Here is a 26,482-nt window from a genome sequence, read left to right on the forward strand (position 1 = left end):
CATTTTATATATTTTTAAATGCAGTAGAAAGCATTAACTTAATTCTATTTAATTGATTAGTTTTACTTGCAGAAGGGTCATAGTCAATAGGTATTATATTTGCATTTTCATAAACTCTTTTTAATTCTTTTATTTGGCCTTTACCTGTTATATGATTTGGTAAACATCCAAAAGGTTGCATACATATAATATTTTCTACTCCTTCTTCTATAAGTTCTATCATCTCTCCTGTTAATAACCATCCTTCACCTGTTTGATTTCCCATTGATATAATTTTTTCAGTATTCTTTGCAATATGTCTTATATGATTTGGAGATTTAAACCTCTTACTATTATTAAGTTCCTTTTTATATGTTCTTTGATATATATCAATAATGTATATAGCAAAATTACCTAACATTTTATTTGTTTTTGTACCTTCTAAGTATTTGTATTTATAAGATGAGTTTAGCGAACAGCTTAAAAAGAAGTTTATAAGTTCTGGTACTACAGCTTCTCCACCTTCATCTTCTATTATCTCTACTAGATTATTATTTGCAATTGGATGAAACTTTACTAATATTTCTCCAACTAAGCCAACTTTAGGTTTTTTTATATCTAATATTTCTAAGCTATCAAATTCATATATTATTGATTTTATATTTTTCTTAAACGTAAATATACTACCCTTATCCAATGACTCTTTACATATCTTTACCCATTTATCATATAGTTTATTAGCACTTCCTTTATGTTTTTCATAAGGTCTTACTCTATATAATACTTTCATTAATAAATCCCCATAAATAACTGCCATAAACAGTCTATTTATTAATTTAATAGTTAAATTTTTTATTAATCCATTTTTTTCTACTCCATTTACACTTAAAGATATTACTGGTACATCTTTAAATCCAGCATCATATAGTGCTTTTCTTAAAAAACCTATATAGTTAGTAGCTCTACATCCGCCTCCTGTTTGCGTTATTACAACTGATAAATTATCTAAATCGTATTCTCCATATTTTAGTTCATGTATTATTTGACCTATAACAATTATAGACGGATAACAAGCATCATTATTTACATATTTTAACCCTTCTTCTATTATTTCAGAATTATAGTTATTTAAAATTTTTAAATTATATCCACTTAAGTTTATTGCTTTTTCAAAGAATTGAAAATGTATTGGTGACATTTGAGGTGCCAAAATAGTATGATTCTTTGATATAGTTCCTTTTTTATATTTTATTTCATTATTTTCTATATGTTCTTTATCTATATTATTTTTATCTCTTTCTAGCATAGCTGCCTTTAAAGATCTTAATCTAATTTTAGCAGCTCCTAAATTATTACCTTCATCTATTTTAATAACAGTGTAAATTTTTTCGCCTTCATCTAATATTTCTTGTACTTGATCTATTGTAACTGCATCTATACCACATCCAAAAGAATTTAATTGAACTAGTTCTAAATAGTCATTGTCTTTTACAAAACTTGCTGATTTATATAATCTTGAATGGTATACCCATTGATCCACAACTCTTAATGGACGCTTTAAATTTGCTAAATTACATATTGAATCTTCTGTAAGAACTGCCATATCCAGTGAATTTATAAGTTCTGGTATGCCATGATTTATTTCCGGGTCCAAGTGATATGGTCTTCCTGCTAAAACTATACCTTTTATATTATTATTTTTTATTTCTTCTATAGCCATTTGTCCATAATCCATTATATCTTGTTTAAATTTTTCTTGTTCTTTAGCTGCTAACTCTACAGCATTATTTATACTTTCTCTTGATAATTCTTTAAAATATATTGATAGCTCATTATAAAGTCTTTCCTTTAACTTTTCTTTATTGTTTAAACTTAAAAAAGGATTAATATATTTTATATCTTTTTCCATTATTCTTTCAACATTATTTTTTATAACTTCAGAATATGATATTACAACTGGACAATTATAATTGTTATCACAGTTAATATCTTCTTTTACTTCATTGGTTATACATGGATAGAATATATAATTTATTCCTTTTTCAATTAAATTTTCAATATGACCATGAACCATTTTCCCGGGATAGCAAACTGTTTCTGAAGCTATACTAGTTATTCCTTTTTTGTAAATATCTTTTGATGATCTATCTGATAATATAACTCTAAATCCTAGATTTGAAAAAAATGTAAACCAAAATGGATAGTTTTCATACATATTTAATACTCTTGGTATTCCTATTTCACCCATAGTAGCATCTTCTTTTTTTATAGTTTTATACTTAAAAAGTCTGTTATATTTATACTTAAATCCATTTATATTGTTAGTCTTACTTTTTACTATGTCTTTACTGTATATTGCTTCTCCTTTTTCGCATCTATTTCCTGATATAAACAAATCTTTATCTGAAAATTTATTTATAGTTAATAAACAATTATTTAAACATCCAGAACATCTTTTTACTTCTATATCTAGTTTTATATCCTTTATTTCTTCTTTATCTATTAACTCAGTTTCATACCCTATAAAGTAGTTTTCTTTTGATATTAATGCAGCTCCATAAGCTCCCATAATACCTGATATATTAGGTCTTGTAACCTCCTTTTGTGTAAGTTTTTCAAAACTTCTTAAAACTAAATCATTATAAAATGTTCCACCCTGAACTACTATATTTTCTCCTATCGCATTTAAATCTCTTATTTTTATAACTTTAAACAATGCATTTTTTATAACTGAATAAGATAAACCCGCTGATATATCTGCTATAGTTGCTCCTTCTTTCTGAGCTTGCTTAACTCTAGAATTCATAAAAACAGTACATCTAGATCCTAAATCAACAGGTCTTTTTGAATATATTCCTTCTTTAGAAAATTCCTTTATGTCCATAGATAAAGAATCTGCAAAAGTTTCTAAAAATGATCCACAACCAGAAGAACAAGCTTCATTTAAAATTATATTATCAATAACTCCATTTTTTATCTTTAAGCACTTCATATCTTGTCCACCAATGTCTAATATAAAATCTACATTTTCATTGAAAAATTTTGCTGCTTTATAATGTGCTATAGTTTCTATTTCTCCATAATCTATTTTAAGAGCTTTTTTTATAAGCCCTTCACCATATCCTGTTACTGTTGAACTCACTATTTTACTCTTAGATGGTAATACTTCATATACTTTTTTCATTACATTTAATGTGGTTTCTAAAGGGCTACCATTATTGCTACTATAATGGGAGTATAGTAAGTTTCCATCTTCATCAATTAAAGCCGCTTTAGTAGTTGTTGAGCCTGCATCTATTCCTAAAAAGCAATTACCTTTAAAATCAGTTATATCTTTTTCCATTACCTTATTTTTACTATGTCTATCTAAAAATTCTTCATACTCTTTTTCATCTTTAAAAAGTGGCTCTAAATTATTAGATATATCTAGTTTATTATTTTTTAAGTTATCAACATTTTTAATTAGTTTCGTTATATTTATCTCACCTTTATCTTTAGATAATAAACTAGCTCCAAGTGCTACATAAAGTTGGGCATCTTCAGGAAAAATTATATCTTTCTCTTCTAAATTTAATGCTTGGTTAAATGCATATCTAAGATGTGATAAAAAATATAGCGGCCCACCTAAATAGGCAACCTTACCTTCTATTTTTCTTCCACATGACAATACACTAATAGTTTGAACTACTACTGCATTAAAGATGCTCATTGCAATATCTGTCTTTTTTGCACCATCATTTATAAGAGGTTGTATGTCTGTCTTTGCAAATACGCCACATCTTGATGCTATTGGATAAATAACATTGTAATCTTTAGCAAGTTCATTTAAACCTCTTGCATCTGTTTTTAGTAAAGATGCCATCTGATCTATAAAAGCACCCGTTCCTCCTGCACATATGCCATTCATCCTTTGATCTATACCACCACTTAAGTATGTTATTTTTGCATCTTCTCCTCCAAGTTCTATTATTACATCTGTATCTGGATAAAATCTCTGTATTGCACTTGTGCTACAAATTACTTCTTGAATAAATTCAATATTTAAAGCTTTTGATATATCCATTCCCCCAGACCCAGTTATTATAATAGTTATATTCGAATCTCCTATTTTCTCATATATATTAACTAATACTTCCTTTAATGATTTTTTTATATCTGAGTAATGTCTTCTGTATTCTTTATAAATTACATCATTATTTTCACTTACTATTGCTTTAATAGTTGTTGATCCAATATCTATTCCTAAATTAAATACTCCATCCATTCTATTCCCCCCACGATTTATATGTAATTTACTTCTTATTGCAATTTTAAGGTGGTAAAATTTCTACTAATAGTAATTTATTCTTGGAAATATAATTGTATGAACTATATTTTACTTTTTAAAATTTAATACTGAAATTATACTTTAAATATAGGATTTATATAATTTAATTAAATAAAAAAAGGCGTATATATACGCCTTTTTACTTAAGAGTTCTTTTCGCTATGTTTGAACAATGGTCTGAAATTCTTTCTAGATTACTAATTAATTCTATATATAATATTCCCATATCAATTTCACACTTATCATTATTTAATCTAGATATATGATTTACTCGAATAGATTTTTCTATTTTATTTACTTCAGTTTCTATTTTAATTATTTTTATTGCTATATCCTTATCTCTATTATCAATAAGTTTTAAAGAATTTTCATAGTTTTCCATTACTTTTTTATACATATTGCTAACTTCTGATATACTTTCATCAGACATTTTTGCTTTTCTTTCAATTGCTATTTGCGATAGTTCAGATATATTTTTTGAATGTTCTCCAATTCTTTCAATATCATTTACAGTACTAAAAAGATTATCTATATCTTCAATTAAATCATGTTGTATTGATTTTTTAGATAATTTTAAAAGATAGCTTATTAAACTTTTTTGAAAATCATTAATTATTTTCTCTTTTTCAAAAGTTACCTTCACTTCTTTTTCTGACTTATTAACAAAACTTTTGATAGAACTTTCTAAACATTCTTTAGCAACTTCTCCCATTTTAAGAGTTTCCTTGATAGCATTTGAAAAAGCAATAGACGGAGTCTCCAATACTCTTTCGTCAAGATAAGTTTTATTATTTTCTTCATCTGCATCACTAGGAACAATTTTCATCGCTAATTTTACTATATATTTCGAGAAAGGAAGTAAAATTAAAACTGATACTATGTTAAAAATTGTATGAGTATTAGCTATTTGTCTAGCTATATCATTTGGATTTATTTTAGTAACTATAGATACTGTTGGCCTATTTAAAAGTATTAAAAATAATAATGTTCCTATTACATTAAATAATAGATGCATAATTGCTGCCCTTTTGGCATTTCTATTAGCTCCAATACTTGAAATTATTGATGTTACACAAGTACCAATATTTTGACCATATAGTATTGGTAGGGCAGCATTTAAAGGAATTAATCCTTGTGATGCAAGAGCTATTAACATTCCCATAGAAGCACTTGAACTTTGAACAATTGCAGTTATTCCAAAACCTAATAGTAAACCTAATACAGGTCTTTGTCCAAATCCTACTAATGCGTCTGTAAATCCTTTAAATTCAGCCAATGGTTTTACTGCATCTTTCATAAACTCCATTCCTGTAAATAAAATTCCAAATCCAAGTAATATCTCCGCTAAGTTTCTTATCTTAGATTTCGATGAAAATAAATATAATATAATACCTATACCTAAAGTAATAGGAGCTAAACCTTCTAAATTGAAACTTACAAGTTGAGCTGTAACTGTAGTTCCAATATTTGCTCCCATTATAACTCCTATTGCTTGATTCAAAGTCATTATTCCAGCATTTACAAATCCAACTACCATTACAGTAGTAGCGCTAGAACTTTGTATAATTGCAGTTACAAGTGTTCCTACTAAAACTCCTATAATTATATTACTAGTTAAAAGTTCTATTATTCTTTTTAATTTATCTCCTGCGGATTTTTGTAAACCCTCTCCCATTAAATTCATTCCATACAAAAAAAGTCCTAATCCTCCTAAGAGACTTATCGCTATATTCAAATGCATCCCTCCTTTTTATGTTTAAATATTATAAGCTTAGGATTATCTATTTTTACAGTTATAATTCATAAATAAACTTTAATTTAAACAATATTAGATAAGTATTTTCTAATCCTATAACATTAGAATATTAATATAATTCTTGGTTAAATTATTAATGACTAAATGTATTAAGGAGGAAATCATGGCTAAAAATAAAAACAATAAAAAAGCTAAAAATACAAAATTAGAAATAGCAGAAGAACTTAATATTGAACCAAGATTAAGACCTTCTAAGACTGGATCTGTAAGCCAAAATACCGCAAGACCCGTAAGTTCTCATAAATAGATATTAAATTATTTATTCACAAAAGCACTACTTAATTAAAAAAAGTAGTGCTTTTTACATATTATAAATCAAAATTTGTACTAGCTAAATACAGAAAACATTTTCTTTTTTCTATTGACTTATTATTTATTTAAGTTATAATTTTAAACAACAAGTAGATAACTGAGATAGAGGCGCGAAATTTAAAAGTAATATTATGGAGGTAAGCTCAATGAAGTAATATAAAAGGAAATTTCGCCGAAGTGAATAGTTAATAGCTTTAATACTATTTGCTGGACTTATGTAGAATATATATAAGACTGTCACAATTCGTGAAGAGCTATTTTCAATGAAAACGTACGATACATTCATATTATTGTATGAAGTTTTCGTATTTTCGTCATGGGTATAGGCTCATGGCTTTTTTATTGTCAAAAAATTTTATATTATCTTAGTTACCTGCTTATGGAAAAACATTACCATAAGGAGGATAATTAAAATGAATGAGCAAAGTCAAGAGTTAAAAAGAGGTTTAAAAGCAAGGCACCTAAATATGATAGCACTAGGTGGTTCTATTGGGACAGGTATATTTCTTGCAATGGGAAATACTATTAATCAAGCTGGTCCTGGTGGAGCATTAGTGGCATATAGTTTAGTAGGTATTATGGTTTATTTTTTAATAACAAGTTTAGGAGAAATGGCGACTTTTATGCCTATATCCGGATCCTTCAGTTCCTATGCCTCTAAATTTATAGACCCTGCACTTGGGTTTGCACTCGGATGGAATTACTGGTACAACTGGGCTATAACAATAGCAGCTGAAATGGTCGCTGGTTCTTTAATTATGAAATATTGGTTTCCTAATATTTCTGGAATTTATTGGAGCTTATTATTTTTAGTTATAATCGTTTCTTTAAACTTTTTATCATCAAAAGCATACGGTGAATCTGAATATTGGTTTGCTGGAATAAAATTAGTCACTATAATTATTTTTTTAATAATAGGCACTTTGATGATACTTGGAATAATGGGCTCTAGTAATATAGGCTTTCATAATTATTTTATATCTGATGGTCCATTTCATGGTGGATTAAAGTCGATATTTGCTATTTTTTTAATTGCAGGTTTCTCATTTCAAGGTACAGAACTTATAGGCGTTGCCGCTGGTGAAAGTGAAAATCCTGAAAAGACTATCCCAAGAGCTATAAAATCGATATTTTGGAGAATACTTATATTTTATTTAGGAACAATAATCGTTTTAGGTGCTATAATCCCTTTTACACAGGCAGGAGTTTCTGAAAGCCCTTTTACAATGGTATTTGAAAAAGCAGGTATAGCTGGAGCTGCTTCCCTTATGAATGCCGTAATATTAACTTCTGTATTATCTGCTGGTAACTCTGGTATGTATGCATCAACTAGAATGCTTCATTCTATGGCTAAAGAAGGTATGGCTCATAAAATTTTTGCAAAAACTAATAAAAGAGGTGTGCCTGTAAATGCTTTAATATTAACTACTATAGTCGCTTCTTTTTGTTTCTTGACGGGTATATTTGCAGAAAGTACTGTTTATGTTTGGTTGGTTGCTGCCTCTGGACTTGCTGGATTTATATCATGGTTTGGTATAGCAATTTGTCACTATAGATTCAGAAAAGTTTATGTTCATCAAGGTAATAATTTAAAAGATTTAAAATTTAAAGCTAAGTTGTATCCATTTGCACCTATATTATCACTATTAATGTGTATGATTATTATAATAGGTCAAGGATTTTCTTATATAAAACCCGATGGAATTGACCTTAATGGGCTAATAGCTTCTTACATCGGTATTCCTTTATTTTTAGGATTATATATTGGTTATAAAGTTAAATTTAAAACTAAGGTTGTTCCTCTAAATGAAGTTGATTTAACCTATACTGAAAATACTGATAAATATTTACAAGAAGTTAAAAAATAAATACTTATTATATAAAAAAGAGTATAGACAAAATGTCTATACTCTTTTTTATCCTACAAGCATAAATATAAAGTGTGCAGATGCACCAGCACATATACCACCTATTGTATGTGATAATATTGCTTTACTTGTTATTTGTCTAGCATCTAAAGCATCCATCATACCTACATGCGTACTTAAATATCCACTCCAACACATTCCCATAGCTGTAAATACTGCTATATCATTTGGAGTTACTATGCCATCTGTTATAAACTTAGGTACAAGTGACATCGCTGCTCCAACAGCCCCTAATGATGTAATTGGGAATGATATAGCTTCTGGTGATGTAAAACCAAATAATGGCTCTAATATAAATCTAAGCTTTTCTCCTATAATTGGAAGCAGTCCTATACCTTCATATGCTGCACCTGTATATACTGCAGCCCCAGTATTAGGATCAGTAGATGGACCAAATGTTAATAACATTACTACGGTACATACAACTAGCACTCCCGGTATTATCGCTAGTCCTAATTCTACTCCACTTTTTCCCCCTTCTAACATTGCATCTAAAAACCTCTGGAATACATTTCCTTCTCTAATCTCTCTTAAATCTTCACTTCTAGATAATTTTAAATTACTTAAATCTTGCTCAGAACTATACTTATAAAACTTTTTTGTAAAGTGTAACATTATCCTTACACTTACGATACTTCCTATTATCGCACCAATATTTCCTATTATTGCAGGTAATACATACTGTTCACCTTGAGATATCATAAATGTAGTTACTATAAGTCCCATTCCAAAAGATGTACCTAAATTACATAAAGCTGGGATTTGATAGTTTTTAAAATATTTAGTAAATGATTTATCTTTGCTAAATGATATTATTGCAGGGTTATCTGATAAATAAGTAGTTATTGCACCAGCTATGCTCGCTCCGGGTAGTCCATATAAGGGTTTCATAAAAATGGCAAATATTTTGTTAAGTAGTTCTATTACACCAAACTCTGATAATAGTGCACTTAATGCACCTGCTAATACTGCCATTGCCATTATTAAAAATACTGTGTTTAAAAGTAAGTCATGTGCTGTGTTCATAATAACTTTAAACATTATTCCAGCACCCATGATATTAGCTACATATAAAAATCCAGCTAATAAAAGTCCAGTAAATACAAAAGCTTCTATGCCTATGGCTTTTGTACTTCTTTTTGATATGCCTTTTTCCATATAAATTTCGTCTCCCTTATTAAATTTTGTGACTAAGAGCATCTTTGTAAAATAACTTTTAATCTGCGTTTACAATATTATACAATAAATAAAGTTATTAATCTATACAAACTTACTTATATCAATGTATCAATAGAATAAAAATGGGAGAGAATTTTTTAATTCTCTCCCATTTCTATTATTTACTCGTTATGAGCTACGTTCATATTTTTTACTACATAGTTTACTAAATCAACAGTTCTTGTTGAGTAACCCCACTCATTATCATACCAAGAAACTACTTTAACCATGTTGTTTTCTAACACCATAGTTGATAATCCATCTATTATAGATGATCTTGAATCTCCTTTGTAATCAACTGATACAAGTGGTTTTTCACTATAGCCTAATATTCCATTTAGTTTACCTTCAGATGCTTCTTTTAAAGCAGCATTTACTTCTTCTACAGTTACTTCTTTTTTCAGTTCACATACTAAGTCTACTAAAGAAACTGTTGGAGTCGGAACCCTTACTGAAAATCCATTTAATTTACCTTGTAATTGAGGTAATACTTTTGCAACAGCTTTTGCAGCACCCGTTGTAGTTGGTATCATTGATTCAGCTGCCGCCCTTGCTCTTCTTAAATCTTTATGATTTTTATCTAATATTTGTTGATCATTTGTATATGAATGTATAGTAGTCATTAATCCTTTTTCTACACCAAAGCTTTCATCTAATACTTTAACAAATGGTGCTAAACAGTTAGTAGTACAAGATGCATTAGATATTATATTGTGTAATTCATTATCATATTTATCTTCATTAACACCCATAACTACAGTTATATCTTCGTTAGTTCCAGGAGCAGTTAATATTACTTTTTTAGTTCCTGCATCTATATGCTTTTGCGCTTTTTCTTTTTGAGTAAATAATCCCGTAGATTCTATTACTAAATCTACACCTAATTCCCCCCATGGTATATTAGCTGGATCATTATGTCTTACGATTTTTATTTCTTTTGAATTTACTACTAAAGTATCATCATCTTTAACTTCTACATTTCCTTTAAATGTTCCATAACATGAGTCATATGTAAATAAATGTGCTAAAGTTTCTGCATTTGCTCTCGCATTTATAGCTACTATTTCTATATCGTCGTTTAATCTTTCTTGTGCAATTCTTAAAACCGCTCTACCGATTCTACCAAATCCATTCATACCTACTTTTATTTTCATATTTAAATCCCCCTATATTGGCTAAGATATATACTTTCATTGATTATTGTATACTTTTTGCATTAATTGTGCAACACATTTTATCATTTTTTAATTATTATTTGTTTTTTCGTCATTTTTTGATAAATAGTATACACTTTTTATTGTTTTCGACCTGTATTTACATATATAAAAAAAGATAGAGCGTAAATAACTTACACCCTATCTTTTTTATATATTTTCAATAAGATTTTTTGAATCATTATTTGAATTGTTGTAATAATAGATATAATCTATAACTTTGCCACTTATAGTTACAGCTATTAAAGAGTAAAATACATCAAATACTGATAAATATAATAGTGATAAAATTAATATACAAACATCTCCTAATAAATATACCTGACCAACATTTAAAGATGTAGTCTTAGCAATAACTAATGCTAAAGCATCATCGCCTCCAGCAGCAGCACCTGCTTTTACGATAAGTCCTACCCCAATACCCACGCTTATTCCTGCAAGTATAGTAGATAAAAACATGCTATCAATTTTTGGTACGAGTGGCCCTATAGCTTCAAACCAATCATACATAAATGAAAAACTTAATGATGCAATTATAGAATATATAAAGAATTTTTTACCAAAGAATTTATATCCTATTAAAAGAAGTGCTCCATCAATTACTATATTTGCTAGTGCTGGCTGTATATTGAATAGATTCTTTAACAGTAGTAAAAGTCCTAACACTCCACCTTCTGTTATATTGTTTAAATAATAAAAATTGTAAAAACCAAATGCTAATATAAATGATCCTAAAAGTATAAGCCCTATGGTTTTTAAAAGTCGCCGATCGGCCATAATATCCCTTCCTTTTTCTTGATTTACTTTATTATATTAGATAAATATAGCTTTGTATACACGACTTTTTGAAACTTAAAATTATACTATTTTTTTTATTTTTTTTCAATGGTTTTTTAATCATTTTTTATTTTTTTATATTTTTATATATGTACTTAAGTATTTGCAATACTTTCACATATATTATTTTTTCTAAAAGTTTATATTAATACTTTTTATATTTAGTATAAATAAATTCATGTTTATATAATTTTTTTATTTGTTTAGAAATACTATCCTTAGTACTAGCCTATTTTTATATACTTATGATTTAAACGCATACATATTTGGTATATAATATTTATTATTACAAATTAAGAGGTGAACAACATTGATAACTATAATTTCTCCAACTACGACTATGAATTTTGATAAAAATATAAAATTAAATGAATCTTCATTCCCTATTTTTTCTGATGAAGTTAATTATCTTATAGATTTATTAAAGCCACTATCAAATTCTGATATAAAAAATTTAATGAATTTAAGCGATGAATTATCAAATTTAAATTTTAATAGGTATTCAAGTTTTAATAAATCTAATAATAAAACACTACAAAGTATACTTGCTTTTGATGGTGAAGTATTTAACTCTATGAATACTTCAAATTTTAACGATTTAGATATAGATTTTGCAAATAAATATCTAAGGATACTTTCTGGACTTTATGGAGTTTTACGTCCATTAGATATGATACAACCTTATAGACTTGAAATGAAAACTAAACTTGAAAATAATTGCGGAAAAGATTTGTATAAGTTTTGGAAATCAAAAATAACTAATCATATTATGGATGAGTTAAAAAATCACGACAACTCAGTTTTAGTTAATTTAGCTTCTTCTGAATATATTAAATGTATAGATTTAAAACTTTTAAAACAATCTTATAAATTTGTAGATATTGTATTTAAAGAATATAACCCTATTAATGATACTTATAAAGTAAAAGGCCTTTATGCTAAAAAAGCTCGTGGTTATATGGTTGAGTATATTGTAAAGAACAGAGTTAGTGATATAGAACATCTTAAGTTATTTAATAAGGAAGGATATGAGTTTAATCCTAATCTATCCAATAATGAAGTATTTACATTTACTAGATAAGTATAAAATTTTATAGTCATTAATATATAAAAAGACTATGATAATTCATAGCCTTTTATATATTAATGACTATCTACAGCAACATTTACAAGATTTACAACAACAGCATTTACGAGATTTGCAACAGCAGTTATGATTTCTATCTCTCTTGCAACAACAGTCATGATCTCTATCTCTCTTGCAACAGCAGTCATGATCTCTATCTCTCTTGCAACAGCAGTCATGATCTCTATCTCTCTTGCAACAGCAGTCATGATCTCTATCTCTCTTGCAACAGCAGTCATGATCTCTATCTCTCTTGCAACAGCAGTCATGATCTCTATCTCTCTTGCAACAGCAGTCATGATCTCTATCTCTCTTGCAACAGCAGTCATGATCTCTATCTCTCTTGCAACAACAGTCATGTTTTTTATGTTCACGTTGATTATTGAAATCTCTATCATTTTCATTAAAATAGTCTTCAGTTCCTAATACATAGTCTTCATTCATATAATCTCCATTATACATATTGTTTTGACTTAATAGGTTATTTTGATTATATGCTTGCCAATATTCTTCTCTCATAGCTTCCATTTCTCTTTGATCTATATAATTATTATTGTTATTACCTGACATTATCCCTCTTCTTGATTCACAACCAAAATTTCTATTCATAGTGATACATCTCCATTTAATAATATTGTATGAGAAATTTCTCTCATACAATATACTATGGAAATAATCGGTTATAAGTTACATTCTTTTGCTTTTTTCTACATTTTATTTTATTTTTTTACTTTTTTACAATCACTTTATAATCCAGTACAAAACTTTTGATGTTTCTAAAAATACATATCTTTGATATATTATCTTGCAACCGCATTATACTAAATTTACAGGTATTATTTCTCTATCTCATTTATCTATTCTTTCTTCTAAAATATAACCTCGCGTTTATTTCAGATCCAATTAATATAGCCCAGCTACTTAAATAAATCCATGTTATAAGTACAATTATTCCACCTATACTTCCGTATATAACCTCATAATTTGCAAAATAATTTGAATAATAAGAGTAAAAAAATGATACTAAAATCCATCCAAATGTAGCAATTATGGCACCTGGAATAGATTCTCTTGTACTTAACTTTTGGTTTGGAGTATGTTTATATAAATTCATAAGTATTAAGATTATAGTTATTATTCCTATTGTATATCTACATACATCCCATATATTAATAAATATATTATCTAAACCTATAAGATCGAATAAAAAGTATCCTATTTTTTCTCCATAAACTAAAAATATCATTGATGAAAAAATCAAAAGTAAAAGACCAACAGTAAACAACAAACCTATTATAAATACCTTTATATATGATCTTGTTTCTTTTACTCTATAAGACTTATTAGCTCCCCTTATTATAGCTCTTACAGCTCTTGATGATGTCCACACTGTAAGAAAAAAACTCATTATAATAAAACTAATACTTTTGCTGCTTCTCGCTGAATTTATGATTGATAATACTATTACAAATGCACTTTCAGGCATTATATTTTCAACTAAACCTATATATTTATTTAAATGTAGTATTGGTATATACACTATACTACTTATGGTAAACATCAAAAATGGAAAGAGAGATAGAAGTAAATAAAAAGACATCTCAGCTGCCTTTGAATTTATTTCACTATAATTAGATTCTTGTATTATATTTTTAATATTTTGTTTATCTACCTTTACCATGAGATTCCTCCTTTCTTAGATGTTTGCCTTATATTTTTAATAAGTATTCGTAAATAATTATGATTAACATCTTTTATATATGATAGTTTTATACTAAGCTTATATGTCCTTTTTATATTAATATATAGTTTTAATATAAAAAGGATATAACTTAAGTTATATCCTTTTTATATTTTACATTAACTTTTTTATAGTGTTTTCTATATAAGTTTTTATTCCTTTTATTTTCTTATCTGATATACTTTCATCTTCACCTTTCACTGCTATATAAAATTTAAGCTTAGGCTCTGTACCTGAAGGTCTTATAGCTACCCAAGAACCATCTTCTAAGAAATACTTTAATACATCAGCTTTAGGTAATCCGTCTATGCCTTTAGAATAATCTTTAGTATCAACTACATTTATATTATTTATATTTTTTATATCATTTTCTCTAAAGAATAATATTATATCTTTTATTTTAGATAAACCTTCTATTCCTTTTAGTGTTAAAGATATAGTTTCCTCTTTGAAAAATCCATATTTATTGTAAAGTTCAATTAAACCTTCGTATAAACTCATTCCTTTAGAAGAATAAAATGCTGCCATTTCAGATATTAATAAAGATGCTACAACTCCATCTTTATCTCTAGCATGAGTTCCTACTAAATATCCATAACTTTCTTCATATCCAAATACGTAAGTATTTTCTTTAGTTCCCTCAAATAGCTTTATTTTCTCACCTATAAATTTAAATCCTGTTAATACATTTAATACATTTACCTTATTTGCTTTAGCAATATCAGCTCCAAATTCTGATGTAACTATAGTCTTTATAAGAGCAGAGTTTTCTTTTAGTTCATTTTTTTCTTTTAATCCCTCTATTATGTAATTAGTCAACATTCCACCTATTTGGTTACCTGTGAGTAATACATATTCTCCACTTGTAGTTTTAACAGCAACTCCAACTCTATCACAATCAGGATCTGTTGCTATTACAAGGTCAGCACCTTCGCATTTAGCAAGTTCAATACCTCTTTGTAAAGCTTTTTTGTCTTCTGGATTTGGATAATCTATTCCTGAAAAATTAGGGTCTGGCATTTCTTCTTCTTTAACAACTAATACATCTTCAAAACCTACCTCATTTAAAGCCCTTCTTATTGGTACATTACCTGTTCCACAAAGTGGTGTATAAACTATTTTAAAATCTGTTCCAATATTTTTTACTAATTCAGGTCTTATTATTTGACTTTTTACAGCTTCTATAAAGTTTGTATCTTCTTTTTCATCTAGCATTATAATTAAATTTTTATTTTCTTCTGTTAATGTAGGTATAATACTATAATCATGTATACTATTTATCTCTTCAGTTATAGCACTTGCAATATGAGGCATAACTTGAGCTCCATCTTCCCAATATACTTTATACCCATTGTATTCCGTTGGGTTATGACTTGCTGTTATTACTACTCCAGATATAGCATTTAAATTTCTAACTGCAAAAGATAATTCTGGTGTAGTTCTTAAACTGTCAAATATGTATGCTTTTATACCACATGCTGCTAAAGTATTGGCAGTTTCTATACAAAATTCTCTAGACATATGTCTATTATCATGCGCTATTACTACTCCTCTATTTTTTTCTTCTTCTGTAGTATTTTTTATTATATAGTTTGCAAGACCAAACGTAGCTCTTCTCACTGTGTATATATTTATTCTATTTCTACCAGCTGCTATTACTCCCCTAAGTCCAGCAGTACCAAATTCTAAATCCTTATAGAATCTATCTTCTATTTCTTTTGTATCCCCATCGATTTTTCTTAACTCATTTTTAGTCGTTTCATCAAAGTATGGATTATTTAACCACTCCTCGTATTGCCTCACATAATCATTAATTTTAATTTCTCTTTGCTTTGTGCACTCCATAATTTTAATCTCCCTTTCTTCATAAGCTTTTATATTAATATTTATTAAATATAACTAATTTGTCAATCTAATTTTATAATTTTTCTAATATTAAGTAAATATAGTATAGTTTATATTTTAATTAGTAACATATATATCAATTCTACGTCTCCCCCATTTATAAGCTTCACTGTTACTTCCCATGAATATATCTATTATATTACCTTTTATGGCTCCTCCACAATCTTCAGCTGTAAAAGTTTTATTAAATTGAGGTATATATACCTTTGATCCATATGGTATAATTCTCGGATCTACTGCTATGGTTCCCCACTTAGGTATTGTTCCGGTAGACGTTATCCCATCGCCTGAATAAGCTGTAGCTTCTACATTCATACGTCTAGAATTACTTCCTCTAGATGCAACAATAAATTCTTCTTTTGTTCCTTTTTTTACTATTTTATCAACAGGGTCTTTTGATATATTTTCATTTATTAATTTTTTTTCTACTAATTTTCCGTCAAGATAAGTTAAGTCATATACTAATTCTTTTTTGCCTAGCTCTCCTTCTACTTTTACCTCCGTTTTTCCTTTTAATAAATTTTTATCATCTACTAATTTAACTTCAAAGGCTATATCTTCATATTCACGTTCTTGCATTTTACTTATGTCAATGACTTTTATTTTCATATTGTCTGTTAATTTTGAATCTAAACTCGGGGTTATCTTATCATCACTATCATACTTTACTCTATTTTCATCTAATAAATCTTTAACAGTATTTTTAAATGTTGACACTTTAACCTCTTCACCTTTAACAACTAAACTTATCTGTTCTTTATTTAAAAAACTATACCCACCTATTAATATTCCTATTAAACTTATACTAGTCAAACCTATAACTATATTCTTTTTATACTTCTTGTCCATAATATTCTCCTCCTCATTTTTATAATAAACGTGAAATTATAAACTTTGTGAGCCTTAATATTTTCAGACTTAATACGTTTTTATATTATATTAATGCACCGGTGAATTTATGTAACTAAATTGTAACTTTTGGTTTTGGCATTGTCAATTTCTAATTTTGTCTAAATATAGTGTCAATTTATTTTGTCGTATTTTATATTTTTGTAAAAAAAACCTCCAACTATTATTTAGTTGAAGGTTTTATATATTAAGCGTTATTTTTATTAAACGTCTCTTTATCCATTTTTCCAAGTGAGTTACCAACAGTTATAGCTGTGGTAGTAGCTCCATTTACATTTATCATTGTTCTACCCATATCTAATATTGGATCTATAGCTATTATACCACCAGCTAGTGGGAAGTATGAACCTAATCCAACACCTGATAAAACTACTGATACTGCCATTGTTGCTGTTCCTGGAAGACCTGCTATACCTAATGAACTTATAGTTATAACTACTAATAACATAACATAGAAGCTTATATCTTTATCTACTCCAGCCATGTTTGCTACAGTTATAGCCATTAATGCGGGATATATACCAGCACATCCATTCATACCCATATTAGCACCTAAACTTGCAGTGAAACTTGCTACACCTTCTTCAACACCTTGCTTATCTGTTAATGCTTCTATAGTAACAGGTAATGTACCTAAGCTTGAACGAGATGTAAATGCTAAAAGTAAAGGCTCTGCTGCATTTTTTATATAAGTTACAGGATTTAATCCATTTAAAGTTATTATTACTAAATGTATTATAAATAGTATAGCTACTGATATATATAGAGCTACTATAAATTGAACAACTGATACCATAGATGCTAATCCACGAGCAGTTAATGTATTTGCAAGTAGTGCAACAACTGCATATGGCATAAACTTAATAACAGTCATAGCAACACTTACTATTATTTTATAGAATGCTTCTACTAAATCAACAAATGGTTTTATTATATCTGAATATTTCTTATTTAATCTCTTAACTGAAAGACCTAAGAATGTTGCAAATACTATTATTGCAACTATATTACCTTCTGCCATTGATGCTACTGGATTTGATGGTAATAATCCTCTTAAAGTATCCACTAAAGGAGTTATTTCTCTAAGTTCTGGAGTTTCTATTCCTGCTATATCAGCACCATACCCTAATTTCATAACATTACCAACTACTATACCTACGATAGCTGCAAGTGCAGTTGTTGCAAGTAACATTCCTAATGATCTAAACGTTAAGGTTCCTAAGTTATCTCCATCACCCATATTGATGATAACTCTTAATATTGATACAAATACCATTGGAACAACTAACATTTTTAGTAAATCCATAAATCCTGATCCAAATAATCCATACCACTTACTTACTTCTTGTAGCCAAGTTACTTTTGATGGATCTTCAGGAAGACCTGCCACTAATTGTATTATGACACCTAGTATAAGACCTATTATTGTTGCATAAATTGTTCTTGTTGAGAATTTAATTTTTTTCTTTTCAAATTGCTTAACAATAACAAATGTCCCTAAAAGTACAGCTATAAAAAGAACTGTCTTAATGTCTGTAACCATAAGGAACTGTGATAAGAATGAACTTTCTCCCATTTTTCTCCTCCACGATGTAAATTTAATTTTTTAATGTTTCTTAAATAAATCCAATACCCTATTTTGGATTGTTTTACCTTAAATATTTTTTAACTAAATTTTACACTGTAATACTAAATATAATTTAAATATTTAATAAACACCCTATAAATACGTTTTCCTTATATAATACCCAAGTATAATTGCTGTTAAATAAATACTTAACTTCCTTGTATTAGCTTATTGTTCTTACACAAATCATGATATATTATTAACAGTTTGGTGTCAATAATATTTTAACAATATTTTAAGTTTTTTTCTCTTTTTATATAATTTTCTAAAGTTTACTTCAATTTTTCTTTATTTTTGACTTATATTATAATATTTTTTCTTTATTTTCCATATTTTTTATAATTAAATCAGTACTATTTCTAACTATATATGTAAATTTATATTCTATTATATATTTTTAACTTCTTTTAATTCAGCTTTACTGTCTATCCAAGCTAATATATTTTCTATAACTTCATCTTTATTTATTTCATTTAACATTTCATGTCTTCCACCAGCATACAATTTACATGAAACATCTTTTACTCCTAAATCTATATATCTATCTTTAAGCCTTAAAACACCCTTACCATTTTTACCTATAGGGTCTTTATCTCCTGACATAATATAAATTGGCAAATCTGTTGGAACTTTTTTAAGATTTTCTTTTCTCTCAATTTCTTTTAAACCTTGGACGAAATCATAAAAGAACCCAGCTGTAAACAACACTCCACAGAAAGGGTTGTTTATATACTTATCAACCTCATCATTATCTCTACTTAGCCAATCGAATTCTGTTCTTGATGGTTTAAATTTTCTATTATTTCCACCAAATATTAGATTGTCTAATTTCTTACTTCTATATTTTCTACCATACCTTTTTATTTCATTTGATATAACTATATCTGCTAAATTTAATATAAATCCATGATTTCCATTTGAACCAGATAATATAAGTCCCTCTAAATTTCTTCCATATTCCATTATGTACCTTTGAGATGCAAATGAACCCATACTATGTCCAAATAAATATATAGGTAAATCTTTATTTTCATTTTTTATTATATTAGTTAGTGTATTCATGTCCTCAACTAAATATTTGAATCCATCTTTTTCAGCTAAGTATCCTACATTGTCTATATGTTTAGCAGTCTTGCCATGACCTCTATGGTCATTTATATATACTGTATATCCATTTTTAGTTAGTCTCTCAGCAAAATATTCATATCTATCTGCAGTTTCTGACATTCCATGTGCTATTTGAACTACTGCCTTAGGAGTTATTTCTTCATCTTCCCACTTATATACATTTATATCTAACTCTTCTTTTCCTTTAAATGTAAAATTTGTTAACTTCATAAAACTTTCTCTCCTCCTCCATTAATAAAAATTTATAATTTTATACTCTAATGTACTTTATATTTACCAATTTATACCCATTATTTATAAATTTTATTATATCAAAATGAATTTAATTATAAAACACTTAACTTTCTAACCATTTTAAATTGATATTAATCTATTAACACACTTAACACACTAAAAAAAGTAACTTCTTCAATCCATATTTATCGAAAAGTTACTTTTTCTTTACCTTTTTTATACGTTTTATACGTTTTCTTTTTTTCATTTTACTATTTCTTCCAACAGTAGGTATCACTATTGTACTTCCAATTATCCCCCCCTCCTCGGCTTCTTCTTCTCCTACAATATCTTCTTCAATATTTTCACTTAGAGTTTTTCCTACTTGCTTCTGAGTTGTAAGGAGTGCAAGATCTGATGTAACCATCCCTAAGAAAACTATAAAAAGTGCTAAGTCTGTTTCGCTTAATTCCTCTGCTAAGGCATATGATATTGTAGATGATAGCAATATAAAGTCTGCGTATGAGAAAGACGCTAATCCTAAACCTTTGTCCTTTCCTTGATTATTATTACAAGAATTATTGTTTTTATTTCCAGTTTGCGATTTATTTTTATTATCCATAAATTCGCTTCGCTCCTTTACGGTTAGTATTATCGATATTAAATTATATTCAATATTCTTTACTTTACTACTATAAAATAGTTTTTTAATAAAAAACACCTTGATAATTCAAGATGTTTTTTATTATTTATGATATATTCCCCAAAACATTTCTATAACTTCATCGTCTGGAGCTTTTGTAAATTTAGATACTATTATAAATAATACTAAAGATATTAAAAGAGGAAATACTATTGTATGTGTTCCAAATGGTCTAGGCCATAAATAGCTAAATAATATGTAACTTCCTATACCTGATATTATAGATGCTATAGCTCCTTTATCATTAGCCCTTTTCCAATATAGACCTAAAATTATAGGCCATAAAAAAGTAGCTATTATACCTGCATTTGCATAAAGATTTAGCCAAACTATTAAATCTGGCGGATTAATAGCAACTATATATATAGCTATTCCAATAATAGCTGTAGCTATTATACTTATTTTTCCTATCTTTCTTGAGTTTTCTTTTAAGCTAGGCTTTATATAGTTTACTATTATATCATTTACTATTGAACCTGAGGCTACTAAAAGCTGAGAATCAACAGTAGACATTATAGATGCAAGCGGCCCTGCTAAAAGTATACCTGCCAACATCGATGGGAAAAGCTTAGTTGTTAGAGTTGGAACAACTAAATCTCCAGATTCTATTCCTGTTACTAAAGTAGATCCAAATGCTCCTACTAAATGCATTCCCAATAATAAAATCATTGACACAACTGTACCGTACTTTATACCTTGATGTAAACTTTTAGTATCTTTATAACTCATTGCCCTTTGAGATACTGAAGGTATTCCAACTACTGCAAATCCTACTAATATCCAAAATGACGTTACCCAAAGAATTGTCATTTTCCCTTCAGTAACTCCAAATGGAGTTATCATACCAGGATTAATAATAGCCATATTTTTAACAATATTTCCTACTCCTCCGCCTGCTATAACCGTTGTTATAAATATTAAGATAGTTGCAATTGTCATTATTACACCTTGTATTGTATCCGATAATGTTACTGCTCTAAATCCTCCGATTACAGTATGGACAATTACTGTTATTCCAAAAGCTGTTAGTGCAATATTATAATCTAATCCTACTGAACCTTGTAATAATCTAGCTGCCCCTACCCATTGCGCTGCCATTGCTGCTATAAAAAATACTACTATTGATATAGATGTTATTATAACAACTATATCTGATTTATATCTTTGTCTTAAAAAATCTGTTATTGTAACTGCATTTATTTTTCTTGATATGATTGCGAATTTTTTTCCTAGCACTGCTAATGTAAAATATCCAGTCGGCATTTGAGCCATAGCTAAAAATACCCATGCCAACCCTTCTGTATAAGCTGTACCCGGTCCACCTATAAAACTTCCTGCACTTAAATATGTAGTGACTAATGTCATTGCAAGAACAAATCCACCTAGTCCTCTACCACCTGTCATATATTCATCCATAAATTCATTATTTTTATTGTTAGAATATCTTGCTTTATTTACAAATTTCATTGAGTAAAATCCTACAGCGAAAATTGCTATAAAATAAACTATTATAGGAATTAATACTCCAAAATTTACACTATTCATTAGTCAAACTCCTTAGTATATTTTTCAATTTCTTCTTTTGTTAAACCTTCTAGAGACATGTCTTTAAAATATTTATTTATCATAATTACAGTTAGTATAGAAAAAAGTATCCCCCCTGCTATACAACTCATAAAAAACCAAGTTGGAAATCCTAATATATATGTATACTCTGAAATAGGCTTCTTACCTAATCCATATCCCCATCCAAACCACCATATAAGGTTAATTACACCAAGACCTAATCCCATAATCGCTTCTTTATTACACTGTTTAAATCTTGGATCTTCTATAATTTTTTTAGATTTCATAAATATTCTCCTTTCTTACTAATATCCTAAAAATAGCTTATTAATTTATAAGTATAACTTCCTTTATTATAAATTAATAAGCTATTTTTTATACTTGTCTATAATAACATATTTTCTCATATTTTGACTAATTTTGTATTTTGAATACAAAACCACCTTGTATAAGGTGGTTAATTAAAATTTAATTTATTTTTATATCTGATTCTTTATTTAATTTTTCAATATGCTCGATATAATATTTTTTTAATATTTCTTTATTTATCTGATCTTTACTTTCTTGTATAGATTTTATTTTATCAATCTTATCATTAACTTTTACTATATGATATCCTTTGCTAGTTTCAATAATATTAGAAACTTCATCTTTATTTAATTTAAACACTTCATTCGTAAACTCTACATTTTTATCATCTTTATTAAAGTACCCTAATTCTCCACCATTTTTTCCACTTAGTTTATCATCTGAATATTCTTTAGCTAGTTCTTCAAAACTTTCTCCATTTTGTATTCTAATTAATATATCACTAGCCTTTTTTCTTAAAGCTTCATTTTCTTCTTTACTCACTAAGTTATTATCTTTATCTAAGTTAGATATTAAAATATGAGATGCATTTATTTCTTTTGTTTTAAAATTATTTTTATTTTGCATATAATATGTTTTAATATCATCATTATTTATTTTTATTTTTTTTTCGAAGTCTGATTTATAATTATTTATGGTCATATCTTTTTTAATTTCTTCCATTAAATACTCTTTATCTAATTTAATCTCATCTATTAATTTTTTATATTTAATATTTTTATTTAAAGCATTTTTTATTTCTTTATACCTTAATTCAATATCTTCTTCTTTTGGTGTAAATCCTTTTTCTTTTGCCTTTTGATATAAAACTTCATTATCAATCATAAAAGATAGTATATTATTTTTTATATCTTTATTATTTTTATTTTCTATTTTATCAGTATAATTTATATCTTTATATTTACTTGTGTTGTTTATTATATCAATTGTTTTTTCATACTGCTCTTTTGTTATATTAACTCCATTTACTGTTGCAATATTTTTATTACTACATCCTACCATTGATAAAAATAATAGGCTAATTATACCTACATAAAATGTCCTTTTCACTATAATGCACCTCATCTACTGTATCTTTTGTTTTAACTTATTTATATAAATTACCTATCCAGAAATTTTTAGGATTTTGGTTTTGACTTATTGGTAATAATTCATACCCTTGTTCTGATAAATACTTTAATACTTTATCTAGCGCTTCTACTGTCTGTTTTTTTTCATGTATTAAAACTACTATATCATCTTCATTACTAGAGTATGTTTTTACGTTTTCTAAAATTTTATTTGCGTCAGATTTCCAATCTTCTGTATCAACGTTCCAGTCCCAAACTTTGTAATTTGCATCTACTAATGCTTTGTATGATTCAGATGGTGTATATGGCTTGCTTCCATAAGGTAATCTTACTAGACTAGATTCTTGACCTGTGATATCATAAAATGTTTTTCTATTTATATCAAACTCTTCTTTTGCAGAAATACTTTTTTTATAAAGTTTGTGTATATCATGAGATACACTATGAAATCCTGCAGTATTTCCACTTTCAACTATATTTTTAACTTGTTCAGGATAATTTTTCATATTTCTATCTATCAAGAAAAATGTTCCCTTTGCATTATATTTATTTAAGATTTCTATAATCTTATCAGTATATTTAGATGGCCCATCATCTATTGTTATATATGCAACTTTTCCATAATTCCTCATTGGACCCTTATTCACTTCTTGAGTAGTGTTATAGATAATTTCAGTTATTGTTGTATTTGATAAATTATCATTTCTAAAGTCTTTATAGTTTTTGGTATAACCATATCCTATCTTTATATTAGATGAAATTATTCCTAGTGTTAGTATCCCTGTACTTAAAAATATAAATTTTTGTTCTTTATTCATTTTGTTCATGGTTATGCCTCCATATTATGTCTTAATTTATACCTTATAATTTTAATTTTTTATTAAATTTAAATATACTCTATATTTACTTCCTTTATATATTATTAGTCAATTTTTCTCTTTTATCAGTAAAATATAAAATTAAAAAAATAAATTATAGTATAAAAAAACTCAAAGTTAAATAACTTTGAGTTTTTTTATTTTAATTTATTTTTTATCATATAATTATAAACAGGTATACCTATAGCTGTTATTAAAAGTCCTCCGACTGATATCATTGTAGTCTTGATCCCTGAGAAAAATAATTGATTAATTACTACAAATAAACCACTAAATATGGCTATTAAAGGTATAATTGGATATAGTGGTACTTTATAAGGCCTATATAAATTTGGCTGTTCTTTTCTTAATTTTATAACACCTATAAATGTTAAAACATAGAATATCCATACAGCAAAAACCGCTAAGTCAGTTAATAAATTAAATTGACCTGATAGGGCATATATAGATGAAATTATTGCTATTAATATTATTGAATTTGCCGGTACTTGAGAGCTATTTAACTTTGATAAACTCTTGTATCCTGGTAATGTCTTTTCATTAGCTAGTGTATATGTTACTCTTGACCCTGTTAGAATAAATCCATTTAATGTTCCAAACACTGATATTAATATACCTAATGTTATAATTTTACCACCAACAGATCCAAATATAGCTTCTGCTACTGCAGCTGCAGGTGCTGAGTACTTAGCTAAATCACCAGCTGGTAATACCCAAAGATATGCTAAATTTATTACTAAATAAACTGCCATAACTAATGCTAATCCACCAACTATAGCTTTTGGTAAATCTTTTTCTGGATTTTTCATTTCACCGGCTAACGCTCCAACATTTATCCATCCATCATAAGCAAATAGTATTGCTATTAAAACTTGTCCTAACACATTTCCCATACTTATACTTTCTCCAACAAGTGGCGATATTATTGCATTTTCACCACTTCCTTTTATAAACCCAAATACCATTATAAGTATAAGTGGTATTAATTTACAGGCTGTAGATACTGTCTGTATAGAACCTCCAGTTTTAGAACCTAGAGTATTTAATCCAGCCACTAAAATTATTATCCCTATTGCTATAGGTAGTAATAAGGAAGAATTACCTATTAAAGATGTTGCTTGTTGTGCAAATATAACCCCAAGTGCAGCTACGGTACCCGGAAAAAATAATACAGTTTGCATCCATCCTGTTAAAAATCCTAATTTATCTCCATATATTTCTTTTATATATATCATCATTCCGCCCGTTTTAGGTATAGCTGCAGAAATCTCAGCTGTCGTAAGACCTGCAGTTATTGTTATAATTCCGGCCAATATCCATGCTATAATCCCAAGTCCTGGTTCTCCTCCTGTTGACATATAAACTGATTGAGGCTTAAAGAATACCCCTGCTCCAATTACCATACCTACAACTGTAGATAAAGCAGACGATATACCTAATTCTTTTTTAAGCTCTTCATTTTCAATAGATTGCCTATTTTCCATTTTCTTCTCCTTGTTGAATTGTCATTTTTGTTATATTTTTCAACAATTTACGACTTTTTATTATTTTTTATTAATAAAGTATAATAGGTAGGATAAATAAATTTATCCTACCTATTATATATATATTAAATT

At 27.6% G+C, this 26,482-nt stretch carries 20 protein-coding genes and 1 riboswitch; of the genes, 3 read left to right on the forward strand and 17 right to left on the reverse strand.

Annotated features, from left to right (window positions below):
* Window positions 1-4 precede the first annotated feature (4 nt).
* Window positions 5-4,243: an acyl-CoA dehydratase activase-related protein gene (locus JNUCC81_RS12290; protein WP_454093741.1), complete on the reverse strand. Its 4,239-nt coding sequence runs from the start codon at window positions 4,241-4,243 to the stop codon at window positions 5-7.
* 202 nt (window positions 4,244-4,445) lie between these two features.
* Window positions 4,446-6,041, reverse strand: coding sequence for a Na/Pi cotransporter family protein (locus JNUCC81_RS12295; RefSeq protein ID WP_454093742.1), 1,596 nt, complete (start codon window positions 6,039-6,041; stop codon window positions 4,446-4,448).
* Between the two features lie 184 nt (window positions 6,042-6,225).
* Here JNUCC81_RS12295 and JNUCC81_RS12300 point away from each other — a divergent pair, with 184 nt between their 5' ends.
* Together JNUCC81_RS12300 and JNUCC81_RS12305 are read left to right on the forward strand one after the other, a co-directional pair.
* Window positions 6,226-6,369: a hypothetical protein gene (locus JNUCC81_RS12300; RefSeq protein ID WP_154658896.1), complete on the forward strand. Its 144-nt coding sequence runs from the start codon at window positions 6,226-6,228 to the stop codon at window positions 6,367-6,369.
* 160 nt (window positions 6,370-6,529) lie between these two features.
* A riboswitch (Lysine riboswitch) is annotated at window positions 6,530-6,699 on the forward strand.
* 148 nt (window positions 6,700-6,847) lie between these two features.
* Complete coding sequence (locus tag JNUCC81_RS12305) at window positions 6,848-8,302, forward strand: amino acid permease (protein ID WP_454093743.1); 1,455 nt, start codon at window positions 6,848-6,850, stop codon at window positions 8,300-8,302.
* Window positions 8,303-8,350: 48 nt separating this feature from the next.
* Here JNUCC81_RS12305 and JNUCC81_RS12310 read toward each other — a convergent pair whose 3' ends face one another.
* From JNUCC81_RS12310 to JNUCC81_RS12320, 3 genes are all read right to left on the reverse strand, one after another.
* On the reverse strand, window positions 8,351-9,520 hold the full coding sequence (locus JNUCC81_RS12310; protein ID WP_208334749.1) for a CD0519/CD1768 family membrane protein: 1,170 nt from the start codon (window positions 9,518-9,520) through the stop codon (window positions 8,351-8,353).
* Window positions 9,521-9,702: 182 nt separating this feature from the next.
* On the reverse strand, window positions 9,703-10,734 hold the full coding sequence (gene gap / locus JNUCC81_RS12315) for a type I glyceraldehyde-3-phosphate dehydrogenase (RefSeq protein WP_454093744.1): 1,032 nt from the start codon (window positions 10,732-10,734) through the stop codon (window positions 9,703-9,705).
* Between the two features lie 210 nt (window positions 10,735-10,944).
* Entirely contained in the window at window positions 10,945-11,571 is a 627-nt protein-coding gene (locus JNUCC81_RS12320) for a YitT family protein (RefSeq protein WP_454093745.1), read from the reverse strand.
* A 370-nt stretch (window positions 11,572-11,941) separates the two neighbouring features.
* Here JNUCC81_RS12320 and yaaA point away from each other — a divergent pair, with 370 nt between their 5' ends.
* Window positions 11,942-12,712 (forward strand): peroxide stress protein YaaA, encoded by a 771-nt coding sequence (gene yaaA / locus JNUCC81_RS12325; RefSeq protein WP_454093746.1) that lies wholly within the window; start codon window positions 11,942-11,944, stop codon window positions 12,710-12,712.
* Between the two features lie 69 nt (window positions 12,713-12,781).
* Here yaaA and JNUCC81_RS12330 read toward each other — a convergent pair whose 3' ends face one another.
* From JNUCC81_RS12330 to JNUCC81_RS12385, 12 genes are all read right to left on the reverse strand, one after another.
* Entirely contained in the window at window positions 12,782-13,366 is a 585-nt protein-coding gene (locus tag JNUCC81_RS12330; protein ID WP_454093747.1) for a hypothetical protein, read from the reverse strand.
* 244 nt (window positions 13,367-13,610) lie between these two features.
* Window positions 13,611-14,438, reverse strand: coding sequence for a YihY/virulence factor BrkB family protein (locus JNUCC81_RS12335; protein ID WP_208334728.1), 828 nt, complete (start codon window positions 14,436-14,438; stop codon window positions 13,611-13,613).
* Window positions 14,439-14,612: 174 nt separating this feature from the next.
* On the reverse strand, window positions 14,613-16,343 hold the full coding sequence (locus JNUCC81_RS12340) for a phospho-sugar mutase (RefSeq protein WP_454093748.1): 1,731 nt from the start codon (window positions 16,341-16,343) through the stop codon (window positions 14,613-14,615).
* A gap of 117 nt (window positions 16,344-16,460) precedes the next feature.
* Window positions 16,461-17,252, reverse strand: coding sequence for a G5 domain-containing protein (locus JNUCC81_RS12345; RefSeq protein WP_454093749.1), 792 nt, complete (start codon window positions 17,250-17,252; stop codon window positions 16,461-16,463).
* A gap of 247 nt (window positions 17,253-17,499) precedes the next feature.
* Window positions 17,500-18,888 (reverse strand): cation:dicarboxylate symporter family transporter, encoded by a 1,389-nt coding sequence (locus JNUCC81_RS12350; protein ID WP_454093750.1) that lies wholly within the window; start codon window positions 18,886-18,888, stop codon window positions 17,500-17,502.
* Between the two features lie 438 nt (window positions 18,889-19,326).
* A complete protein-coding gene (locus tag JNUCC81_RS12355) occupies window positions 19,327-20,277 on the reverse strand; it encodes an alpha/beta hydrolase (protein ID WP_454093751.1) in 951 nt (316 codons plus the stop codon).
* A 220-nt stretch (window positions 20,278-20,497) separates the two neighbouring features.
* Complete coding sequence (locus tag JNUCC81_RS12360; protein WP_454093752.1) at window positions 20,498-20,902, reverse strand: hypothetical protein; 405 nt, start codon at window positions 20,900-20,902, stop codon at window positions 20,498-20,500.
* A 123-nt stretch (window positions 20,903-21,025) separates the two neighbouring features.
* Window positions 21,026-22,528, reverse strand: a complete 1,503-nt coding sequence (panF, locus tag JNUCC81_RS12365) for a sodium/pantothenate symporter (RefSeq protein WP_454093753.1) — start codon at window positions 22,526-22,528, stop codon at window positions 21,026-21,028.
* Window positions 22,528-22,836, reverse strand: coding sequence for a YhdT family protein (locus JNUCC81_RS12370; protein WP_454093754.1), 309 nt, complete (start codon window positions 22,834-22,836; stop codon window positions 22,528-22,530). Before JNUCC81_RS12370 ends, panF begins: the two co-directional genes overlap by 1 nt.
* 181 nt (window positions 22,837-23,017) lie before the next feature.
* Window positions 23,018-23,968, reverse strand: a complete 951-nt coding sequence (locus tag JNUCC81_RS12375) for a peptidylprolyl isomerase (protein ID WP_454093755.1) — start codon at window positions 23,966-23,968, stop codon at window positions 23,018-23,020.
* A gap of 37 nt (window positions 23,969-24,005) precedes the next feature.
* The gene (locus JNUCC81_RS12380) at window positions 24,006-24,815 is read right to left on the reverse strand and encodes a polysaccharide deacetylase family protein (protein WP_454093756.1); all 810 of its coding nucleotides are present in this window, start codon (window positions 24,813-24,815) and stop codon (window positions 24,006-24,008) included.
* Window positions 24,816-25,003: 188 nt separating this feature from the next.
* Window positions 25,004-26,350 (reverse strand): APC family permease, encoded by a 1,347-nt coding sequence (locus tag JNUCC81_RS12385; protein ID WP_454093757.1) that lies wholly within the window; start codon window positions 26,348-26,350, stop codon window positions 25,004-25,006.
* Between the last annotated feature and the right edge of the window lie 132 nt (window positions 26,351-26,482).

It is taken from the genome of Faecalimicrobium sp. JNUCC 81 (genome assembly GCF_053667625.1).